Genomic DNA, 20,554 nt, shown 5'->3' with positions numbered 1-20,554 from the left:
CGTAGGATTCCTCGCGTGTCGACGCTTCTGACTGTGCTGCTCGTGATCACGAGCCTGATCCTGATCCTGCTCGTGCTGCTGCACAAGGGTCGGGGCGGCGGCCTCTCGGACATGTTCGGTGGCGGAGTGTCGAGCTCGCTCGGCGGCTCCTCCGTGGCCGAGCGGAACCTCGACCGGTTCACGGTCGGGATCGGCGTGATCTGGTTCGCCTGCGTCATCGCGCTGGGCCTCCTGCTCGCGTACCAGAACTGATCTACTGCATCCGGCCTGCGGGAGAACCGCGGCCGTCCGAGGCTTTGAGGAGATAGTCCGTTGGCTGGTGGTGGTGGAAACGCGATCCGTGGCAGTCGTGTCGGCGCGGGTCCGATGGGAGAGGCCGAGCGCGGCGAGGCGGCTCCCCGGCAGGCGGTGACGTACTTCTGCGCGAATGGTCACCGAGCCGTGATCACCTTCTCCGTCGAGGCGTCGGTCCCGGAGTCGTGGGACTGCCCCAAGTGCGGCCTGCCCGCCGGTCTCGACTCGGAGAACGCGCCGCCGGCTCCGAAGATCGAGCCGTACAAGACGCACCTGGCCTACGTGAAGGAGCGCCGCTCCGACAAGGAGGCCGAGGTCATCCTCGACGAGGCGATCCAGCTGCTGCGCTCGCGGCGCAAGTCCGGCGAGATCATCTTCTGAGCTGAGCCCTTGCCCGTGGGTCACCACGGGACGGCCTCGACGACGAGGTTGCGCCGGTAGTGGAAGCCTCCACCCGGCGTGGCCACGCGGTCCGTGCACGTGATGAGCACGAGGCGACGGTCGACATCCTGGGTGAAGACGCTGCGCGGCAGCCGACTGCGGTCGGCTGACCAGGTGCGGGTGACGCGCCAACGGCGGACGGTGCCGCCCTCCGCCACCCGTACGACGTCACCCCGGCGCGCCGACCTCAACCCGGCGAACGCGCCGGGCCGGCCACGGTCGTCCGCGACGTGTCCGGTGAGCACGGTGGTGCCGACGAGCGCGTCGAGCGGCGCGCCGTGGGTCCACTGTCCGGCATGGTGGGCGCCGCGGGGCGCGGGGAGCACCGACCCCCGGAAGGCGACCCCGCTGAGGGTCGCGGTCAGCCCGAGGCGGGGCAGCGCGACCGTCGCACGCCCCCGTGTCCGGCCGTGCTGCGCGGCGCCCTTGCGGGAACCTCCCGTGTCGACGCGCGGGTGGTGCGGCACGGGGACCGGGCGCGGTCCGACGAGGGAGGTCTCCTCGGCGATGCCTGCGGCCGTCCAGGACACCGGCGCGCTGTGCGGTGAGCCGGCGAGGGCCTCGCGGTAGGTGTAGCAGCCGCCACGGGTGATCCGGGTCCGGCCGACCGCGACGGTCGCGCTGGTGGCGCCGGTGAGCGGGACCGGGAAGGTGCCGGCGCCGGCCACCGGAGCGCCCGTCCACGAGGCGCGGGCGCAGCGGCCGGCCCGGTCCGGCGCGACCGGGCCGAGGAGCTGCCACTGGCCGGTCAGCGAGCTGCCGGATGCCTCGGAGGCGTCGCTCGTACCGGGGCCGGTCGGCAGACCGGTGACGACCACCTTGTCGATGAGCGTGTCGCCCTCGGTGGCTCGTTGGCGGTTGACGAGGGTCCGGATGTGGGGAGTGCTGGTGACCAGGGTGGTCTCCTCGACCAGACCGGCCGGCGTCCACGGTGCGGGGGCGGTGGTGGCGGAGCCGGCGAGGCGCTCGCGGTAGGTGTAGCAGCCGGTCACGGTGACCGGGGTGGCGCCGACGGAGAAGGTGCCGTCGTGGGGGACCGTGAACCGTCCGTGGCCGGCGAGTGGTGCCCCGGACCAGTCGCGGTCCCGGCAGGCCGCCGGGGACGGCGCGGATGCGGGTGCCGGCGCGGGTGCCGGCGCGACCGGGCCGAGGAGCTGCCACTCGCCGAGGAGCGGGCTGGGCAGCCGGCGGGTACCGAGGCCGGAGACGGTGACGGCGTCGACCAGGCGGGCGCCGACCTGAGCGTGCTGGAGGTTGACCTGGGTCCGGATGACGGGGATCCGGAGGGCGGGTGCGGTCGCGTGGGTGCGGAGGATCCGGAGGCCGGAGGAGGTCGCGACGCGCTGGACCCGCGGACCCGACCGGTGGAGCCGGAAGCGGTGCTCGGGGACCTGGGCATAGGTGACCTGGACCCCGACGGCGCGGGCGGGCTCGGAGCCACGACGCCAGGTCACGGGCGCGGGGGCGGTGGTCGTGGTGGTGAAGGCACGGGTGGTCCGGCCGTCGGCGAAGGTCGCCCCGCCGGTCAGGCGCAGGTGGACGCGGACGCCGGGCACCGGGAGTCCGCGGGCCGACCGCAGGCCCAGGCCGGTGAGCCCGCCCGGGGCGAGCACGGGCGTCGGCGCGCGGTAGCCGTGGCGCGGGGCGGCGTGGCGGACTGCGTCGCGCACCCACCTTCCCCCCGTACGACGCACGCGCGCCGCGAGCCCGGCGTCGACCCGCCCGAGCTCGGCGAGGTAGGCGCGCATGGCAGCGGGCCCGGAGTTCCGGCCGCGCAGCAGCCCGATCGCCCACCACAGCGCCGCAGCGTGCGCGGGGTCGCGTCGGGCGCGGGGGAGGCGGACCGAGAGGAGGTAGCCGACGACGGGGTCGGTGACGGTGGTGGCGCGGGGGTGTCCGGAGGCGGGGGTGGGCCAGGGGCGCGGGCCGGTGTCGAGGCAGAGTCCGGTGGTGCCGTCGGGGAGGCGGGCGACGCCGAGCTCGTGTCCGCTGGGGGTGGTGAGGCCGGCGAAGCCGGGGCTGCGGGCGGCGACGGGCGCTACCCGCCCGGCACCGCTGGGCCGGGCGCTGCTCGAGGCGGCGCCGGGGTCGGGCGCGGGATCGGGCGCGGGAGGCGGCGCGGCGGAGCTGAGGCGGACCGGTCCGGGGGGAGCGGTGATCAGCGCGAGGACCAGCGCGAGGACGAGGACGAGGGGGAGCCGGAGCAGGGAGGATCGCATGCGAGCGATCTTCGGCAGCGGGGTGGCCGGGAGGCATCCGGTGGGCCGGAGCCTGGGGATGACCTCCTGTGGTCAGCCGCCTGGGGACAACAGGTGGACGCTCCAGGGACCAGAGCGGCGGGCGAGACGAGCAGACCGGCCGCTCGCGGCCCCCGGGACCGAGCCGGCGAGCTCAGAGCGCGCTGGCCGCCCCGCTGTCCAGGAACCACACCGTCTCGGCCTTGCCGGACACTCCGCGGGCGGGGGTGTCCTGGACGGAGCCCTCCTCGGCGAGCGCGCGGCGTACCGCGTCGGCCTTGGCGTCGCCGCTGACCAGGAACCAGACCGACTGGGCGCGGTTGAGGGCCTCGAAGGTGAGGGTGACGCGGTCGGGTGGGGGCTTGGGGGAGTCCTCGACGGGGGCGGTGATGGCGTCGACGACGTCGAGTCCGGGGTGGTGGGGGAAGAGGGAGGCGACGTGGCCGTCGGGGCCGACGCCGAGCATGAGGACGTCGAAGTCCCCGCCGCCCTCGGAGCGGATCGTGGCGGCGTAGGAGGCGGCGGAGGCGGCGAGGTCGTCGGACTCGTCGGAGGCGGGGGCGGTGTGGACCCGGAAGGCGCCGACCTCGTCGAGGAAGGCCGCGCGGGCCTGGACCAGGTTGCGGTCGGGGGAGTCGGCGGGGACGTAGCGCTCGTCTCCGAACCAGAAGCTCACCGCGCCCCAGTCGACGCCGGAGGCGGGGGCCAGGCGGGCGATCTCGCGGTGGACCGCGTCGGCGATGGTGCCGCCGGTGAGGCCGATGTCGGGGACGTGGCCGGCGGCCTGGGCGTCGGCGATCCGGTTGAGGAGCTCGCCGGCGATGGCGGTGGCCAGGGCGGGCGGGTCCGGGTGGACCTCGACGAGGGGGGCGGGGCGGTCAGGGGTGGGCGTGGTCATCGCTGACGGTGCTCCCGGTAGTAGCGGACGAAGGCCTGGGTGGAGGTGTCCTGGGCGGCCAGCACGTCGGCGTCGCCGGCGAGTGCCGGGGCGATCTGGACGGCGAGCTGCTTGCCGAGCTCGACGCCCCACTGGTCGAAGCTGTCGATGCCCCAGACGACGCCCTGGGTGAACGTGATGTGCTCGTAGAGCGCGATGAGCTGGCCGAGGACGGACGGCGTGAGCGCGGGCGCCATGATCGAGGTCGTGGGCCGGTTGCCGGGGAAGACCCGGGCCGGGACGATCGCCTCGGCGGTGCCCTCGGCGCGGACCTCGTCGGCGGTCTTGCCGAACGCCAGGGCCCGGGTCTGGGCCAGGAAGTTGGCGAGCAGCAGCTCGTGGACGTCGGTGGCGCCGTCGGCGAGCGGGTAGGTCGGCGTGGCGAAGGCGATGAAGTCGGCCGGGACGAGCCGGGTGCCCTGGTGGATCAGCTGGTAGAAGGCGTGCTGGCCGTTGGTGCCGGGCTCGCCCCAGAAGACCTCGCCGGTGTCGGTGGTGACGGGGGTTCCGTCCCAGCGGACGCGCTTGCCGTTGGACTCCATCGTCAGCTGCTGCAGGTACGCCGGGAAGCGGTGCAGCGACTGGGCGTAGGGCAGCACCGCGTGGGTCTGGGCACCGAGGAAGTTGGTGTACCAGACGTTGAGCAGGCCCATCAGCGCGGGCACGTTGCGCTCCAGCGGCGCGCTCTGGAAGTGCTCGTCGATGGTGCGGAAGCCGGCCAGGAACTCCTCGAAGCGCTCGGGGCCGATGGCGACGGCGAGCGAGGTGCCGATGGCGGAGTCGACGGAGTAGCGCCCGCCGACCCAGTCCCAGAAGCCGAAGGCGTTGGCCGGGTCGATGCCGAACTCGGCGACCTTGTCGAGCGCGGTGGAGACCGCGACGAAGTGGCGGGCGACGATGTCGGCGTCGGCGGGGGCGCCGTCGGCGACCGCGCGGACCCCGTCGAGGAGCCAGGCCCGGCACAGGCGCGCGTTGGTGAGGGTCTCGAGGGTCCCGAAGGTCTTGCTCGACACGATGAAGAGGGTGGTTGCCGGGTCGAGTCCGGTGAGGGTCTCGGCCGCGTCGGTCGGGTCGATGTTGCTGACGAACCGGCACTCCAGGCCCGCCTGGGCGTAGGGCTTGAGCGCCTCGTAGGCCATCACCGGGCCGAGGTCGGAGCCGCCGATGCCGATGTTGACGACCGTGCGGATCGCCTGGCCGGTGAAGCCGCGCCAGGTGCCGGAGCGGACGTCGTCGGCGAAGGCGTAGATCCGGCGCAGGACGGTCTGGACCTCCTCGACGACGTCGGCGCCGCCGACGACGAGGTTGGAGTCGGCCGCGCGCCGCAGCGCCGTGTGGAGCACGGCGCGGTTCTCGCTGACGTTGATCTGGTCACCGCGGAACATCGCGTCCCGGCGCGCCGGCAGCCCGACCTCGGCCCCCAGCGCGACGAGCGCGTCGAGGACCTCGGCCGAGAGCAGGTTGCGGGACAGGTCGACGTGGAGGTCGCCCGCGTCGTACGACAGGTGGTCGGTGCGGTCGGGGTCGTCGGCGAACCAACGACGCAGGTCGGGAGTGAAACCGTCGGCGAGCCGGGTCAGGCTCGCCCAGGCAGCGGTCGACCGGGGGTCGACGGGAGCCGCGCCCACCGGTTTCAGCCTCCGGCCTGGGCCATCTGCGCCTCGACGGTGGCGACGAGCTCCGTCCACGAGGTCTTGAACTTGTCGACACCCTCGGTCTCGAGCACGGCGAACACGTCGTCGAGGTCGATGCCGGCCGCGGTGAGGCGGTCGAAGACCTGCTGGGCGGCAGCGCCCTGGCCGGTGACCTGGTCGCCCTCGACCTCGCCGTGGTCGGCGAAGGCGAGGAGGGTCTTCTCGGGCATCGTGTTGACCGTGTCGGCGACGACGAGGTCGGTGACGTAGAGCGTGTCGGGGTACGCCGGGTTCTTGACGCCCGTGGAGGCCCAGAGCGGGCGCTGCGGGTGGGCGCCGGCCGCGGCGAGCGCCTGCCACCGGTCGGAGGCGAGGACCTCCTCGAAGGCGGCGTAGGCCAGGCGGGCGTTGGCCACGGCGGCCTGGCCGCGCAGCGCGAGCGCCTCGTCGGAGCCGATCTTGTCGAGCCGCGCGTCGATCTCGGTGTCGACGCGGGAGACGAAGAAGGACGCCACCGACTGGATGGTGGCCAGGTCGATGCCGGCCGCCTGGGCCTGCTCCAGGCCGGCGAGGTAGGCGTCCATGACGCCGCGGTAGCGCTCGACGGAGAAGATCAGCGTGACGTTGACGCTGATGCCGGCCGCGATCACCGAGGTGATCGCGGGCAGGCCCTCGAGGGTCGCCGGGATCTTGATGAGCGCGTTGGGCCGGTCGACCGCCGCCCACAGCGCCTTGGCCGAGGCGACCGTGGCGTCGGTGTCGTTGGCGAGCGTGGGCTCCACCTCGATCGAGACCCGGCCGTCGGCGTGGTGGGCGGCCGCCACGGGGGCGAGCACGTCGCACGCGTTGCGGACGTCGTCGGTGGTGAGCGCGAAGATCACCTTGTCGGCGTCGGCACCGTCGGCGACGAGCCCGCGCACCTGGGCGTCGTAGCGCTCGCCGTCGGAGATCGCCCCGGCGAAGATCGTCGGGTTGGTGGTCACGCCGACCACCGACTTGTCGGCGACGAGCGCGGCGAGGTTGCCGGTCTCGATCCGCTCGCGGGACAGGTCGTCGAGCCAGATGGACACCCCCGCGTCAGCGAGGGCCTTCAGTCGTTCACTCATGGATCCTCCTCGTGCGGTGGTGGTGCGGGAGTCGTGAGGTCAGTCGCGAGCAGCCGCCGCGATGCTCTCCTTGGCGGCCTGGACGACGGCCTCGGGCGTGAACCCGAACTCGCGGAAGAGCGTGCCGGCGTCGGCGCTGGCGCCGTAGTGGTCGATGCTGACGATGCGCCCGGCGTCGCCGACGTAGTCGCGCCAGCCCTGCCTGACGCCGGCCTCGACGGAGACGCGCGCCTTGACGGTGGGCGGGATGACCGCGTCGCGGTAGGCCTGGGTCTGGGCGTCGAACCACTCGAGGCAGGGGAGCGAGACGACGCGGGCGCCGATGCCCTCGGCGGCGAGCTTGTCGCGCGCGGCGACGGCGTGCTGGACCTCGGAGCCGGTCGCCAGCAGGACGACGTCGGGCTGGCCGCCCTCGGCGTCGAGCAGGACGTAGCCGCCCTTGGCGACGTCGTCGGTGGTGGCGTAGCCGTCGGTGCCGCGGGGGAACGTCGGGACGTTCTGGCGGCTGAGGATCAGGCCGGCGGGCCGGTCGTTGTTGCGCAGGACCTGGAGCCAGGCGGCGGCGGTCTCGTTGGCGTCGGCCGGGCGGATGACGTCGAGGCCCGGGATGGCGCGCAGCGCCGCCAGGTGCTCGATCGGCTGGTGGGTGGGGCCGTCCTCGCCGAGGCCGATGGAGTCGTGGGTCCAGACGTAGACGACCGGCGCCTTCATCAGTGCGCCGACGCGGACCGCGCCGCGCATGTAGTCGGAGAACGTGAGGAAGGTGCCGCCGAAGACGCGGGTGCCGCCGTGGACGGCGATGCCGTTCATGATCGCGCCCATGCCGTGCTCGCGGATGCCGAAGTGCAGGACGCGGCCCTGGTAGGGGTCGCCCGTCCACTCCTCGACGGAGCGGTCGACCGGCAGGAACGACGGCGCGTCCTTGATCGTGGTGTTGTTGGAGCCGGCGAGGTCGGCCGAGCCGCCCCACAGCTCGGGCATGACACCGGCGACGGCGTTGATGACCTTGCCGGACGCCGCGCGGGTGGCGACGCCCTTGGCGTCGGCCTCGAAGACCGGCAGGACGGCCTCGATGCCGTCGGGCAGGCGGCGGTCCTTGAGCCGGTGGAGCAGGGCGGCGCCCTCGGGGTTGGCCGCGGCCCAGGCGTCGTACTCCTTGTCCCAGGCGGCGCCCCAGGCCTTGCCGCGCTCGACGAGCGAGCGGGTGTGGGCCAGGACGTCGGCGGGGACCTCGAAGGTCTTGTCCGGGTCGAAGCCGAGGACCTTCTTGGTCGCGGCGACCTCGTCGGCGCCGAGGGCCGAGCCGTGGGCGGCCTCGGTGTTCTGGGCGTTGGGCGCCGGCCAGGCGATGACCGTCTTGAGCACGATCAGCGAGGGCTTGTCGGTGACCTCGTCGGCGGCCTTGATCGCGGCGTGCAGGGCCGGGACGTCCTCCTCGTAGTTCGCGAGGTCGGCGTGGTCGGTGCCGGTCCAGTCGACGGTCTGGACGTGCCAGCCGTAGGCCTCGTAGCGCTTCGCGACGTCCTCGTTGAAGGCGATGTGGGTGTCGCCCTCGATCGAGATCCGGTTGGCGTCGTAGATGACGGTGAGGTTGCCGAGCTCCTGGGTGCCCGCGATGGACGACGCCTCGCTGCTGACGCCCTCCTCGAGGTCACCGTCGGAGGCGAGCACGTAGATGTGGTGGTCGAACAGCGACGCGCTCTCGCGGGCCTCGGGGTCGAGCAGGCCCTTCTCGCGGCGGGCCGCCATCGCCATGCCGACCGCGTTGGCCACGCCCTGGCCGAGCGGGCCGGTGGTGACCTCGACGCCGGCGGTGTGGCCGTACTCGGGGTGGCCGGGGGTCTTGCTGCCCCAGGTGCGCAGCGCCTCGAGGTCGCCGAGCTCGAGGCCGAAGCCGCCGAGGAAGAGCTGGGTGTAGAGGGTGATCGAGGAGTGGCCGCAGGACAGGATGAACCGGTCGCGGGCGATCCAGGCCGGGTCGGCCGGGTCGTGGCGCATGACCTTCTGGAACAGCAGGTACGCGGCCGGCGCGAGGCTCATGGCCGTGCCCGGGTGACCGTTGCCCACCTTCTGGACGGCGTCCATGGCGAGGACGCGGGCGGTGTCAACTGCCTTGCGGTCGAGGTCGGTCCACTCGAGCTCCGGGATCATGGCTCCGAGCCTACCGAGCGCCGCGGGGAGAGAGACATTCGCGTGGTGCCCGGCCGGTGTGCTGCCGGCCGGACACCACGACAGGCCCCGGCTAGGACCAGTCGGACGCGATCGCGTCCAGGTCGCCGTCGGCCGGGGTGGGGAAGTGGCGCGCACCCGGGAACCGCACCGACGGCTCGGTCCAGGCCCCCGACGCGACGAGTCGCGCGATGTTGGCGCGGTAGATCTCGTCGACATCCGCGTGCCGCCCCGGCTCGGTGTCGAGCCAGAGGTTGGCCGGGTGGATCGGCCGGTCGTACATCCGGCGGAACAGCTCGGTCCGGACGTCCTTGAGCCAGTTGGAGTTGAGGTTCATCATCCGGAACTGGCGCAGCGCCTCGATGTCGACCGGGGCGGTGATGATCGCGTTGGCGCCGGAGGAGGCGCGGGCGACCACGTGCCCGTTGTAGTCGACGATGTGCCCGTTGCCGCCGGCGATGTCGACGGGGTGCTCCGCCGCGGGGGAGGAGTACACCGGACCGGTGTTCGGGCACAGCATGTAGAGGCTGTTGAAGTGCGCGTGCGCCCGGTTCTGCAGGAGCCACGTGCCGCCGTCGTCCGGGCCCGCGGTGGTCATCGGCACCGCCTCGCTGGGCCGGTAGACGACCTCGGCACCGTTGAGGGCGAGCGCCCGCACGGCCTCGGGGTACTCGCCGTCGCTGCAGCAGATCGTGCCGATGTTGCCGATGTCCGGCGTGCGCAGCACCGGGTAGAAGGCGTCGATCCCGTCGCCGAACAGCTCGACCCAGCGGTCGTAGACGTCGTGCGGCGTGCACGAGTGCTCGCGGCACCACACGTGGTTCTTCGCGGCGCGGTGCACGATCTCACCGCTCGGCGAGATCACCACCATGACGTTGAAGAACCGGTCCTCGATCACCTCGGGCCAGCGCGCCTTGCACTGCACGATGACGTAGGTGTCGTACATGCGCGCCAGCTCGGCGATCCGCTCGGTCTCGGGGCCGGGGATGTCGATGAAAAGGTCGCGCGCGCTGCGGACGTGCGGGAGGTCGTAGATCTCGTCGGTGAAGCCGGTGAGCGCGCCCTCGGAGAGCGCCACGAGCTTGACCGGCATGTTGATCCCGACGATCGAGACCGCGGCGTGGAAGGCCTCCTCGATCGTGTCGAGGTTGCGGGCGATGTGCTCGCGCGCCCCGATGCCGTGGACGTACGTCGACAGCCCGACCGCGAGGTACGGCGCGACGGGCGCGGCCGGCGTGGCAGGCGTGGCAGGCCCCGTCACACCGCACCGCACCAGCGGATCGCCGCGGCCGCGTAGGCCTTGGCGGCGACGACGATCTCGTCGATGGCGCACCGCTCGTCGACGGCGTGCGCCATCGACAGCGAGCCCGGCCCCAGGCCGACCGCGGGGATGCCCGCGGCGGTGAACCAGGTGAGGTCGGTGGCGCTCGGGAAGGGGCGCACGTCGGGCGCCCCGGCGTACGCCGTACCGGCGGCGGCCTCCTCGCGCGCCGCGACGACGGTCTGGCACAGCGGGTCGCTGCGGTCGGTGCGCCCACCGGGGTAGTGCATCGGCCACTCGACCTTGGGCAGGTTGCGCCGCAGCCACGGGTCGGCCTCGGCGGCCCGCGCGACCGTCGCGGTGATCTCGGACTGGATGGTCGCGACGTCGACCGACGGCGGGTAGAAGATCGCGTAGTCCAGCGTGGTCTCGTCCGGGATGAACGCGACGTTGCGCGCCGCGCGGGCGCCGCCGTCGATGACGTCGAGGCCGATGGTGAACTGCCCGGGCTCGAACAGCGGGTCGGTCAACGTCACCTCCCACTCGTCCTCCAGCCGGCGCAGCGCGTCGTGCACCCGCAGCGCGCTGTCGAGGGCGCTGGCGGCGATCGGCTCCTCGTCCGGGCTGCTGCGCAGCTGGGCGCGCATCAGCGAGCGCGCGGAGGCGTGCCCGGTCTTGCCGGTGACGGTGATCCGCATGACGAGGACGCCCGGCGTGGCCGGCATGACGCTCAAGGGGCCGACGGCACCGGTCGGCTCGGCGATGATCGCGCCGTGGGCGACGAAGCCGTTGCCGAGGACGAGCGAGGTGCCCAGGTGGTGCTCGAGGTTCTCCTCGCCGGCGACGCCCTGGAGGATCAGGTCGCCGCGCAGGCGGACGCCGGACTCGTGCAGTGCCCGGGCCGCGAAGGCCTGCGCCACCAACCCGCTCTTCATGTCGACCGAGCCGCGGCCCCAGATGTGGGTGCCGTCGACGTGCCCGGCGAACGGGTCGTGGGTCCAGGCCCCCGCATCACCCGCCGGTACGACGTCCACGTGGCCGTTGAAGATCAGCGAGCGGCCGCCTCCGGTGCCGCGCACGACCCCGACGACGTTGTCGCGCCCGGCCGCGTCACCGAACAGCTGGGTCTCCGCGCCGGCCTCCCGGTAGTGCCCGGCGAGCAGCTGGGAGACCGCCGTCTCGCCGCCGACCAGGTCGTCGTAGTCCTGGTCGGGGTAGGTCGGGTTGATGCTCTGGATGGCGATGGCCTCCTGGAGCGTGCTGACCATCTCGTCGCGCATCCCGTCGAGACGGGCCAGGGTCTTGTCCGTGGCGGCGGTCATGCCGTCATCTCCTCGGTGTCGTGGACGATCTCGCCGCCCAGGTAGGTGCGCAGCACCCGGGTGCCCCGCAGGTCGTCGATGTCGCAGGCCAGCGGGTCGCGGTCGACGATGATCACGTCGGCGTGCTTGCCGGGTGCGAGGGTGCCGATGTCGTCCCAGCCGAGGACGCTCGCGGCGCCGGAGGTCCACATCCGCAGCGCGTCGAGGCGGGAGAGGCTCTGGTCGGGACCGTCGTTGCGGTGGTCGCTGCCCGCGAACCGGTGGGTCTGGGCGAGCTCGATCTGCTCCCAGGGGTTCTTCGGCCCCCAGTCGGAGCCCCCGGCCAGCTCGAGGCCCTGGTCGGTGAGGCGCTGGAGGGGCTCGAGGTCGCGCCAGGCGTGCTCGCCGATCCGCTCGCCGTACATGGCGCCCTTGCCCCACGCGAAGCCGGCGCTGGTGGTGACCTGGAAGCCCAGGTCCTTGTAGCGGCGGGCCTGCGCGGGGGTGATGGTGATCGCGTGCTGGAGGATCCAGTGCCGGTCGCGGAAGTCGTGCTCCTGCACGACCCGCTCGGCGATGTCGAGGAAGTCGTCGTGCTCGCGGAACGCACCCAGGCACATGTTGGCCCGGATGCCCTCGGTCGCGCAGTACCGGACGAACGCCTCCTCCTTCTCGACCGAGAGGAACCGGGTGCCGCGGGTGGGACGCCCGAACGGGTCCAGGGCCGGCTCGTACGTCGCGAAGTAGCCCGAGAAGCACGGCCCACCGGGGCTCATGGTGAGCCCGTCGAGGCGCAGCAGGTCGTCGGAGAGGTCGCCGACCTGCGCCGCGAGCCGGGGGAGCCGGGCGGCGAACTCCGCCTCTGAGAGCGGGTCGAACGGGTAGAAGATCACCGACTCGACGTCCAGGGTGGCCTGGATCCGCATCGTGAGGGCGCCCGCGGCCCGCAGGTGCTGGTAGAGCCCGATGTGCTCGGGCTCCATGGCGTGGCCCTCGTAGCCCGTGGTGACGCCCTGGGCGGTGAACCGCGCCATCTCGGCGAGCGTCCCGGCGGCGGCCGACTCCATGCTCGGCGGGGGGAGCTTGGTGAGGATCTGCCCCCAGAACGGGTCGTAGGTGTAGTAGTTCGTGACCGGTCCGCGCAGGATGCCGGTCAGGTCGCCCGCGTCGGTCTTCTCGATCTCGACGTCACAGACCTTGTCGGGGATGAACGCGCTGAGCCCGACGGCGCGCAGCCCGGCGCTGTTGAAGGCGACGACGTTGGGCATCCGCGGTGCCCAGGCCTGGATCATCACGGGGTGCTCGGCGGTGGCCGCGTCGAGGGTCCAGCGGTCGGGGAGGTGCCGCTCCAGCAGGTCCTTCTCGTTGCGCCGGATGAAGTAGTGCGGCTCGCCCACCGGCGTGCACATGATCCACTCGCCGGCCGGCGTCGTGGCGGCCTTGGCCCGGATCCGGGCGACGATGTCGGCGTGGTCGACGGCGTCGGTCAGGTCGACCATGCCGCCGGACAGGATCCCGAAGTGCATGACGTGCGGGTGGGTGTCCACCAGGCCCGGCATTACGACCCCGCCGCCGGCGTCGACGCGCTCGGCGCCCGCTCCGGCGAGGTCCTCCATCGCGCGTCGCTCGCCCACGGCGAGCACCCGCCCTCCGGAGAGGACGACGGCCTCGGCCTCGGGGCGGTCCGGGTCGAGGGTGAGCACCCGCCCACCGGTGATGAGTGTGTTGGTCATAGGAGGCCCTTTCGGCGTGGTCGACAGTGACGTGCGCCACCGTAATCCTGTTTTCTCCGTTTGGAGAAGACTGATTCCGAAATCGGCGCGGATACGATGCGGCCATGAGCTCGACCCCCTCCGTGCGCGAGCCCCGGATGGCCCGTGGCGTGGCGCGTCGCGAGGCCCTCCTCGACGCCGCGATCCGGCTCGTGGCCCGCGACGGCGTCGGTGCCCTGACCCACCGCTCGGTCGCGACCGAGGCGGGCACCACCCACGGCAACGCGCGCTACTACTTCGGGACGCTCGACCAGCTGCTCGACGAGGCGCTGCGCCGGCTGGCGACCCGCCAGATCGACGAGGTGCGCGCGGTCTTCTCCGAGCTGCCCTCGGCGGGGGTGGCGCAGCGCGTGGACCGGCTGACGTCGTACCTGATGGGGGCGCTGAGCGACGACCGCGACGCCGCGATCGCCCGCTACGAGCTCTTCCTCGCGGTGGCCCGCCGGCCCGCGCTCCGCGCCACCCTCGACGCCTGGGGCACCACCCAGCGCGCCGCGTTCGCCGGCGAGCTGCGCGGTGCGGGCGTCGCCGAGCCCGACGCCGCGGCCGCCGACCTGCTCACCGCGGTCAACGGTCTCGTGCTCGAGCACCTGGCGCTGCCGGTCGACGACTTCGAGGAGACCCGGCTGCGGCCGCTGGTCGCGAGATTCTTCCCACAGCACTGACCCCCGTGTCCGCTTTCTCCCCCGAGAAGCGCTCGGGCTACACTCGGAGCGCTTCTACCCCTTGTTTGCGAGGACTTCCGTGACCTACGTCGACCCGACCGGCCCCGAGCTGCTGGCTGACGACGAGGGACCGCACAAGGCGACCTTCCGCGACGTGGTGATGGCGTACGTCGGGCTGACCAAGCCGCGCGTCATCGAGCTGCTGCTGCTGACCACCGTGCCGGTGATGTTCTTCGCCGCGCGCGGCGTGCCCCCGCTGGGGCTGGTCGTGGCCACCGTCGTGGGCGGCACGCTCTCCGCCGGGTCCGCGTCGGTCTTCAACTGCGTCTACGACCGCGACATCGACGAGCAGATGCGGCGTACCCGCCGCCGGGCGCTGCCGCGCCACATCGTCACCCCGAGGGCCGCGCTGGTCTTCGGCGTGGTGCTCGGCGTGCTCTCGACCGTGGTGCTGGCGGTGTGGGTCAACCCGCTGTCCGCCGTGCTCTCGGTCAGCGCCAACGCGTTCTACGTCTTCATCTACACGATGCTGCTCAAGCGGCGCACGACCCAGAACATCGTCTGGGGCGGCATCGCGGGCTGCTTCCCGGCCCTCATCGGCTGGACGGCCGTGACCGGCGAGCTCTCCTGGGTGCCGATCGTGCTGTTCGCGGTGGTGTTCTTCTGGACGCCGCCGCACACCTGGGCGCTCGCGCTGCGCTACCGCGAGGACTACGCGCAGGTCGACGTACCGATGCTGCCGGTGGTCAAGCCGGCCCGCACGGTCGCGCTCCAGATCGTGCTCTACAGCTGGGTCATGGTCGCGACGTCGCTGCTCCTGTGGCCCGTCGCCGAGACCGGTCTGGTCTACCCGATCGTGGCCGCGGTGCTCGGTGCCGTGTTCCTGGTGCAGGCCCACGGTCTGCACCGGCGGGCCAAGACGTCCGACGAGCTGAGCGTGCTCCAGCCGATGCGGCTGTTCCACTCGTCGAACCTGTACCTGTCGCTGCTCTTCGTCGCCGTCGCGATCGACCCGCTGCTCCACTGAGCCGGGCCGGAACGCGGCTCAGCCGCGGGCGCGGGTCGTGACCACGACCCGGGCGAGGCCCGCGGCGATCACCGCGGCGCCGAGCATGTGCAGCCCGACGAGGATCTCGGGCAGGTCGGTGAAGTACTGCACGTAGCCCAGCAGCCCCTGGGCCAGCTCGACCACGAGCAGCACGGCGGCGAACATCGCCAGCCGCTCGTCGCCGCGCCGGCGGGCGACCAGGGCGAGGGCGACGGTGAGGACGACGAGCAGCCACACCGAGTAGCCGTGGATGTGGGAGACGGTCGCCGGGTCGAGCCCGGTACGACGCGACTCGAGGTCGCCGGAGTGGGGGCCGGAGCCGGTCACGACGGTGCCGAGCCAGAGCACGACCCAGCCGACGGCGAAGGTCGCCCAGGCCAGGCGCGTGGAGACGACCGAGGCCAACGGGCGGACCGGGCCGGTGAGCTCGTCGAGGATCCAGACGCAGACGCCGACCATCGCCATCGAGACGAGCAGGTGGCCGGCGACGACCCAGGGGTTGAGGTCGGTCAGCACGGTGATGCCGCCGACGATCGCCTGGGCGGGGATGCCGGCGAGGACGACGAGGGCCAGCGTGCGCACCCGGCCGGCGCGCTGCCAGGCGGCGATCACGAAGGCGAGCGCGATGAAGAGCAGCACGTAGGTCAGCAGCCGGTTGCCGAACTCGATCACGCCGTGGATGCCGAGGGCACCGTGGGCGGTGTAGGACTCGTCGGTGCACTTGGGCCAGGTCGGGCAGCCGAGGCCCGACCCGGTCAGGCGGACGGCGCCGCCGGTGACGACGATCAGGATGTTGGCGACGAGGTTGGCCCAGGCCAGCGGCACCAGGCGGGCGGCCAGGGTGCGCTGGAGGTCGGCGAGCCGGGACGTGGTGGTCACGTTCACTCCCACTTGAAGGTTCGGGCGGTCAGCGCGGAGCCGGCGACGGCCCAGGCCACGAGCACGACGAGGTCGCGTACGGCGACCACGCCGTCGCACGCGCTGCGCATGGCCTCGCCGAGCGCCCCCGAGGGCAGCCAGCGCACGACGTCGCCGAGGCCGCCGTACTGGTCGGCGGGGAGGACGACGGCGCCGCCGGCGAGCAGCAGCAGGTAGACGAGGTTGGCCGCGGCGAGGGTGGCCTCGGCCCGCAGCGAGCCGGCCAGGAGCATGCCGAGGGCGGCGAAGGCGGCGGTCCCGCACAGCGCGGTCAGCAGGACCGCGAGGACCCCGACGACGCCGGAGGGGCCGGACCAGCCGAGCGCGAGCCCGACGCCGCCGATGACGACGAACTGGAACACCTCGACGACGAGGAGGGCGACGACCTTGCCGCCGAGCAGTGTGGAGCGCGACAGGGGAGCGGTGCCGAGCCGCTTGAGCACGCCGTAGCGCCGCTCGAAGCCGGTCGCGATCGCCAGCGAGGTGAACGCGGTCGACATGACGGCCAGGGCGAGGACGCCCGGGGTGAGCACGTCGATGGGCTTGCCGCCGAGGTCGAGACCGACCTTCTCGGAGCCGCGGACCGCGCCGACGAGCACGATCACGGGGATCACCACGGCGAGGAGCAGCTGCTCGCCGTTGCGCAGCATCAGGCGCGCCTCCATGCCCGCCTGCGTGACGAGCTGGCGGACGACGGGCGCGGCGCCGGGGGCGGGCGCGAACGTGCTCATGACAGGGTCTCCCGGCCGGTCAGCTCGAGGAAGACGTCCTCGAGATTGCGCTGCCCCAACGAGAGCGACTCGGGGAGCACGTCGTGGGCGGCGCACCAGGCCGCGACGGTGGCGAGCGTGGTGCTGTCGGCGGGTCCGGAGAGCTGGATGCTCAGCGGGTCGAGCTCGACGAGCTCGGTGGCCGGCCCGAGCTGGGCCGCGAGGGCGGCGGGCGCACCCGGCGGGAACGGCTGGGTGACGACGATGCGCAGGGTCGCCACGGTGCCGCCGCGGGTGAGCTCGAGGGGCGTGCCGCTGGCCACGAGCCGGCCGCGGTCGACGATGTGCACCTTGTCGGCGAGGCGCTCCGCCTCCTCGAGGTAGTGCGTGGTGAGCACCACCGTGACGCCGTCGGTGCGCAGCTCGTCGAGGAGCTCCCACACCGCCCGGCGGATCTGGGGGTCCATGCCGGCGGTCGGCTCGTCGACGAAGACCAGCTCGGGGCGCCCGATCAGCGCGAGCGCCAGGCCGAGCCGCTGCTGCTGGCCCCCCGACAGCCGCCGGTACGGCGTCCGCCCGCACTCGTGGAGCGCGAGCCGCTCCATGAGCACGCCGGTGTCGAGCGGATGGGCGTGGAGCCGGGCGAAGTGCCGGAGCATCTCGTCGGCGCGCGCACCGCTCCACGCGCCGCCGGACTGGAGCATGACGCCGATCCGGGGGAGCAGCTCGCGCCGCTCGCGCACCGGGTCGAGACCGAGCACCCGCACGGTGCCGGCCTGGGGGCGGCGGTAGCCCTCGCAGGTCTCGAGCGTGGTGGTCTTGCCGGCGCCGTTGGGGCCGAGCACGGCGGTGATAGTGCCCCGCTCGACGGTCAACGAGAGGCCGTCGACGGCGACGGTGTCGCCGTACCGCATCACCAGTCCGTCGACCTCGACAGCATGGTCAGCAGCGAGAGACACGGCGACAGTCTAGGAACGCCGTCTCAGACGCCGTCGGGCAGGGCCAGGGGTGCGAGCTCGTCGAACCGGTCGCCCGGGCCCGGGTTTCCCGGAGCGCTCGCACCACCGAAGTGATGCACGACACCCCACACCGCGTTGAGCGCCGTGGTGACCGCTCCCTCGGCCCATCCGGCGGTCCACGAGATGTCGTCGCCGGCGAGGAAGATCCCGCGCTGGTGGGCCGGCAGCGCGTCCTGCACGAAGTGGGTGAAGAGCCGCCGCTGGTAGCGGTAGTGACCCGGCAGGTTGGCCTTGAAGGCGCCCATGAAGTTGGGGTCGGACTCCCACGAGACGGTGATCGGGTCACCCACGATGTGCGAGGCGACGTCGACGTCCGGATAGATCTTGCGCAGCGAGTGGAGCTGGAGGCGCACCCGCTCCTCGACCGGCAGCGCGAGCCACTTCAAGGCGTCGTCGTTCCAGGTGTAGGACAGGCAGATCGACGCGGCGCCGTCGTCCTCCAGGAGGTACGTCGCCCGGTTGAGCCGGTCGGTGAGCGTCATGCTCATCAGGTCCCGGCCGGTCGTGGGGTCGGTGTCCTTCCAGAACGGCCGGTCCACGCGCACGAACGTCTTGGACGACTGCATGTAGTGCGTCCGCTCCATCGCCATCCACAGCGCCGGCGAGAACAGCGACTCGTCCACGTCGATGCGCGCGGAGAGCAGCCAGACCTGGCAGGTCACCACGACGGCGTCGTACTGGCGGGCGGTGCCCCAGCGGTCGGTCAGCTCGAACTGCCGGTCCGTGCCGGGCGCGATCCGGGCCACGCCGGGCAGCGGGGCGCCGCCGTGCAGGCTCGCCAGGGTGGTGCCGGCGGGCCAGTGCACGCAGTCCGGGGCCTCGTTCCAGAGCCCGACCGGCAGCTGCTGGGCGCCGCCGTGGATCATCTGGTGCTCCTCGTCGGCGTTGGTGAAGATCACGCGGAGGATCTCGAGCATCGAGTTCGGGAAGTCGGTGTCCCAGCCGCCGGTGCCGAAGCCGACCTGGCCGAAGGCCTCGCGGTGGCGGTGGCTGCGCGCCTGGAACGCCTTGCTGTTGGCGAGGAAGCCCGAGAACGGCTCCTCGTCGAGCTCGAGCACCAGGCGCTCCCACAGCTCGCGGATGCGGGGGACGTCGCGGTCGGTGAGCGCCTGCTGCATCTCGGCGAAGCCGACCTCGCCGAGTGCCTCGTGCCAGGCGTCGGCGACGTCCTTGAGGAACGGCGGCAGGTCGTCGTAGGTGCGCGCGTAGTGGGACTCGGCGCCGAGCTCGATGACCGTGCTCGGGGTCGCCTCGGAGAGCGGGTTCGGGAACGGCGAGGTGCGCAGCCCCACCTTGTCGATGTAGTGGAAGAGCGCCCGCGAGGACAGCGGGAAGCGCATGCCGCCGAGCTCGGCGATCGGGCCGTCGGCGCCGCCGAACGGCTGGGACCGCAGCCGGCCGCCGATCTGGTCGGCCTCGTAGATCACCGGGCGCAGGCCCAGGCGCATCAGCTCGTAGGCCGTCACGATGCCGGACAGGCCGCCGCCGACGACCGCGACCTCGCGTCCGTGGTGCTCGGCCGGGACGGCGCCGAGGCCGGCGGGGTGGGCCAGCTGCTCGTCGTACGAGAAGGGGAAGTCGGGGCCGAGCATGGTGACGCCGCCGGGCTGCCCGCCGGCGGGGACGGCGTCCGGGGTGGTCTGCGCGGTGGTCATCGGTTCAGGCCTCCGTAGACGTCGGGCCGGCGGTCGGCCAGGTGGGTGTTGGCGCGGCGCGCGTCGGCCAGCGCGGCGGGCGTGACGGTGCCGACGACGAGCGCCGCCTGGTCACCGGCCCGGGCCAGGTCGGTGCCGTCGGCGCCGACGATGCAGCTGCTGCCGCAGTAGGTCAGGTCGTTCTCGGTGCCCGCCCGGTTGGCGTAGACGACGGCCATCTGGTTCTCGTAGGCACGGGCGCGCACGAGCAGGCTGCTGACCGTCTCGTAGGGCTCCATCAGCGCGGTGGGGCAGGCGAGCACGTCGGCGCCCTCGAGCGCGACGAGCCGGACCTGCTCGGGGAACTCGATGTCGTAGCAGACCAGCAGTCCCACCCGGTACCCGTCGAGGGTGGCGACGACGGGGTGCCCGTCGCCCGGCACGTACGCCGCGGCCTCGTCGGGCCCGTAGAGGTGCGCCTTGCGGTGCCGGGCGAGCACGGCGCCGTCGCGGTCGACGAGCTCGGCGGAGATGTGCACGACCTCGCCGTCGCGCTCCGGCCAGCTCCAGGCGATCGCGAGACCGTGGTCGCGGGCGATGCCGGCGACGGCCTGGGCCATCGGGCCGCCCGGGGGCTCGGCGAGCTCGGCGGCGTAGGGGCCGATGTCGTAGCCGGTGAGCGTGAGCTCGGGGCACACGAGCAGGCGGACGCCGCGCGCCGCGGCATCGGCGGCTGCGGCGTCGAGCGCGCGGAGCGCGGCGGGGACGTCGCGCAGCGGGCCGTCGGCCTGCCAGGCGGCGACGACCAGGCCGGGCGCATCGGTAGGTGCGGTCACGGGCTCACGCTATTGCCGCGGCGGCGCAGGATCGAGAGGTGCGCGTTGCCGGTCGGCGTCGATCCGTTGCGTCAGGACCCGCTGCGGCGGCGATCCGTTGCACCAGGCGCGGTCAGGACGGCAGGCTGCCCTGCTCGCGGCGGAGCAGGGGAGACATCACGAGCTCGCTCTTCGTGCGCACCATGAAGTCCTCGCGCGCGATCCGCTCGACGACCTGCTCGAAGTGGCGCACGTCGGCGGCCAGGATGTGCAGGATGGCGTCCGCCTCGCCGGTGACCGTCGAGGCCGAGACCACCTCGGGCAGCTTCTCGACCGCGGCGAGGATCTGGTCGGGCGACGTCGAGCCGCGGCAGTAGATCTCGACGTACCCCTCGGTGGACCAGCCGACGACCGCCGGGTCGACCCGCACGGTGAAGCCGGTGATCGCGCCCGCGGCGACCAGCCGGTCGACGCGGCGCTTGACCGCCGGCGCCGACAGCCCGACCCGGTCGCCGATCTGGGCGTAGGTCGCCCGGCCGTCCTCCAGGAGGACGCCGATGATCTGGCGGTCGAGCTGGTCGGGCTGCATGGGG

18 protein-coding genes are annotated in these 20,554 nt (G+C 73.0%); 4 read left to right on the top strand and 14 right to left on the bottom strand.

Annotated features, from left to right (window positions below):
* The first annotated feature begins 15 nt into the window (after window positions 1–15).
* Window positions 16–252: a preprotein translocase subunit SecG gene (gene secG / locus M0M48_RS09505; protein WP_052138671.1), complete on the top strand. Its 237-nt coding sequence runs from the start codon at window positions 16–18 to the stop codon at window positions 250–252.
* Between the two features lie 60 nt (window positions 253–312).
* Window positions 313–675 carry an RNA polymerase-binding protein RbpA gene (locus M0M48_RS09500; protein ID WP_038679084.1) on the top strand — a complete coding sequence of 121 codons (363 nt, stop codon included), beginning with the start codon at window positions 313–315 and terminating at the stop codon, window positions 673–675.
* A gap of 20 nt (window positions 676–695) precedes the next feature.
* Here M0M48_RS09500 and M0M48_RS09495 read toward each other — a convergent pair whose 3' ends face one another.
* The 8 genes from M0M48_RS09495 to M0M48_RS09460 form a co-directional block, all read right to left on the bottom strand.
* A complete protein-coding gene (locus tag M0M48_RS09495) occupies window positions 696–2,954 on the bottom strand; it encodes a class F sortase (RefSeq protein WP_257750932.1) in 2,259 nt (752 codons plus the stop codon).
* Window positions 2,955–3,126: 172 nt separating this feature from the next.
* The gene (gene pgl / locus M0M48_RS09490; RefSeq protein ID WP_257750931.1) at window positions 3,127–3,870 is read right to left on the bottom strand and encodes a 6-phosphogluconolactonase; all 744 of its coding nucleotides are present in this window, start codon (window positions 3,868–3,870) and stop codon (window positions 3,127–3,129) included.
* Window positions 3,867–5,537, bottom strand: coding sequence for a glucose-6-phosphate isomerase (gene pgi / locus M0M48_RS09485; RefSeq protein WP_257750930.1), 1,671 nt, complete (start codon window positions 5,535–5,537; stop codon window positions 3,867–3,869). The genes pgl and pgi overlap by 4 nt, the downstream gene beginning before the upstream one ends.
* A 5-nt stretch (window positions 5,538–5,542) precedes the next feature.
* Window positions 5,543–6,649, bottom strand: coding sequence for a transaldolase (gene tal, locus M0M48_RS09480; RefSeq protein WP_215815833.1), 1,107 nt, complete (start codon window positions 6,647–6,649; stop codon window positions 5,543–5,545).
* Between the two features lie 39 nt (window positions 6,650–6,688).
* Window positions 6,689–8,800, bottom strand: coding sequence for a transketolase (tkt, locus tag M0M48_RS09475; RefSeq protein WP_257750929.1), 2,112 nt, complete (start codon window positions 8,798–8,800; stop codon window positions 6,689–6,691).
* Window positions 8,801–8,891: 91 nt separating this feature from the next.
* Window positions 8,892–10,079: a nitrilase-related carbon-nitrogen hydrolase gene (locus tag M0M48_RS09470; protein WP_257750928.1), complete on the bottom strand. Its 1,188-nt coding sequence runs from the start codon at window positions 10,077–10,079 to the stop codon at window positions 8,892–8,894.
* Window positions 10,076–11,401: a M20 family metallopeptidase gene (locus M0M48_RS09465; RefSeq protein ID WP_257750927.1), complete on the bottom strand. Its 1,326-nt coding sequence runs from the start codon at window positions 11,399–11,401 to the stop codon at window positions 10,076–10,078. The genes M0M48_RS09470 and M0M48_RS09465 overlap by 4 nt, the downstream gene beginning before the upstream one ends.
* Entirely contained in the window at window positions 11,398–13,113 is a 1,716-nt protein-coding gene (locus tag M0M48_RS09460; RefSeq protein ID WP_257750926.1) for an amidohydrolase, read from the bottom strand. The genes M0M48_RS09465 and M0M48_RS09460 overlap by 4 nt, the downstream gene beginning before the upstream one ends.
* Before the next feature lie 104 nt (window positions 13,114–13,217).
* Between M0M48_RS09460 and M0M48_RS09455 the strand changes: the two genes are divergently transcribed.
* Entirely contained in the window at window positions 13,218–13,817 is a 600-nt protein-coding gene (locus M0M48_RS09455; RefSeq protein WP_257750925.1) for a TetR/AcrR family transcriptional regulator, read from the top strand.
* Between the two features lie 109 nt (window positions 13,818–13,926).
* Complete coding sequence (locus tag M0M48_RS09450) at window positions 13,927–14,844, top strand: heme o synthase (RefSeq protein ID WP_252373615.1); 918 nt, start codon at window positions 13,927–13,929, stop codon at window positions 14,842–14,844.
* 18 nt (window positions 14,845–14,862) lie between these two features.
* Here M0M48_RS09450 and M0M48_RS09445 read toward each other — a convergent pair whose 3' ends face one another.
* The 6 genes from M0M48_RS09445 to M0M48_RS09420 form a co-directional block, all read right to left on the bottom strand.
* On the bottom strand, window positions 14,863–15,744 hold the full coding sequence (locus M0M48_RS09445; RefSeq protein ID WP_257750924.1) for a COX15/CtaA family protein: 882 nt from the start codon (window positions 15,742–15,744) through the stop codon (window positions 14,863–14,865).
* 2 nt (window positions 15,745–15,746) lie between these two features.
* On the bottom strand, window positions 15,747–16,514 hold the full coding sequence (locus tag M0M48_RS09440; RefSeq protein WP_215815841.1) for an ABC transporter permease: 768 nt from the start codon (window positions 16,512–16,514) through the stop codon (window positions 15,747–15,749).
* Window positions 16,511–17,452 (bottom strand): ABC transporter ATP-binding protein, encoded by a 942-nt coding sequence (locus M0M48_RS09435; RefSeq protein WP_257750923.1) that lies wholly within the window; start codon window positions 17,450–17,452, stop codon window positions 16,511–16,513. The genes M0M48_RS09440 and M0M48_RS09435 overlap by 4 nt, the downstream gene beginning before the upstream one ends.
* 23 nt (window positions 17,453–17,475) lie before the next feature.
* Window positions 17,476–19,167, bottom strand: coding sequence for a flavin monoamine oxidase family protein (locus M0M48_RS09430; protein WP_215815842.1), 1,692 nt, complete (start codon window positions 19,165–19,167; stop codon window positions 17,476–17,478).
* The gene (locus M0M48_RS09425; protein WP_215815843.1) at window positions 19,164–19,982 is read right to left on the bottom strand and encodes a carbon-nitrogen hydrolase family protein; all 819 of its coding nucleotides are present in this window, start codon (window positions 19,980–19,982) and stop codon (window positions 19,164–19,166) included. Before M0M48_RS09425 ends, M0M48_RS09430 begins: the two co-directional genes overlap by 4 nt.
* Window positions 19,983–20,094: 112 nt before the next feature.
* Window positions 20,095–20,550, bottom strand: coding sequence for an Lrp/AsnC family transcriptional regulator (locus tag M0M48_RS09420; protein ID WP_215815844.1), 456 nt, complete (start codon window positions 20,548–20,550; stop codon window positions 20,095–20,097).
* Window positions 20,551–20,554 lie beyond the last annotated feature (4 nt).

The organism is Pimelobacter simplex (genome assembly GCF_024662235.1).
Classification (GTDB): domain Bacteria; phylum Actinomycetota; class Actinomycetes; order Propionibacteriales; family Nocardioidaceae; genus Nocardioides.
This window is presented reverse-complemented; position numbering and strand designations above follow the sequence as displayed.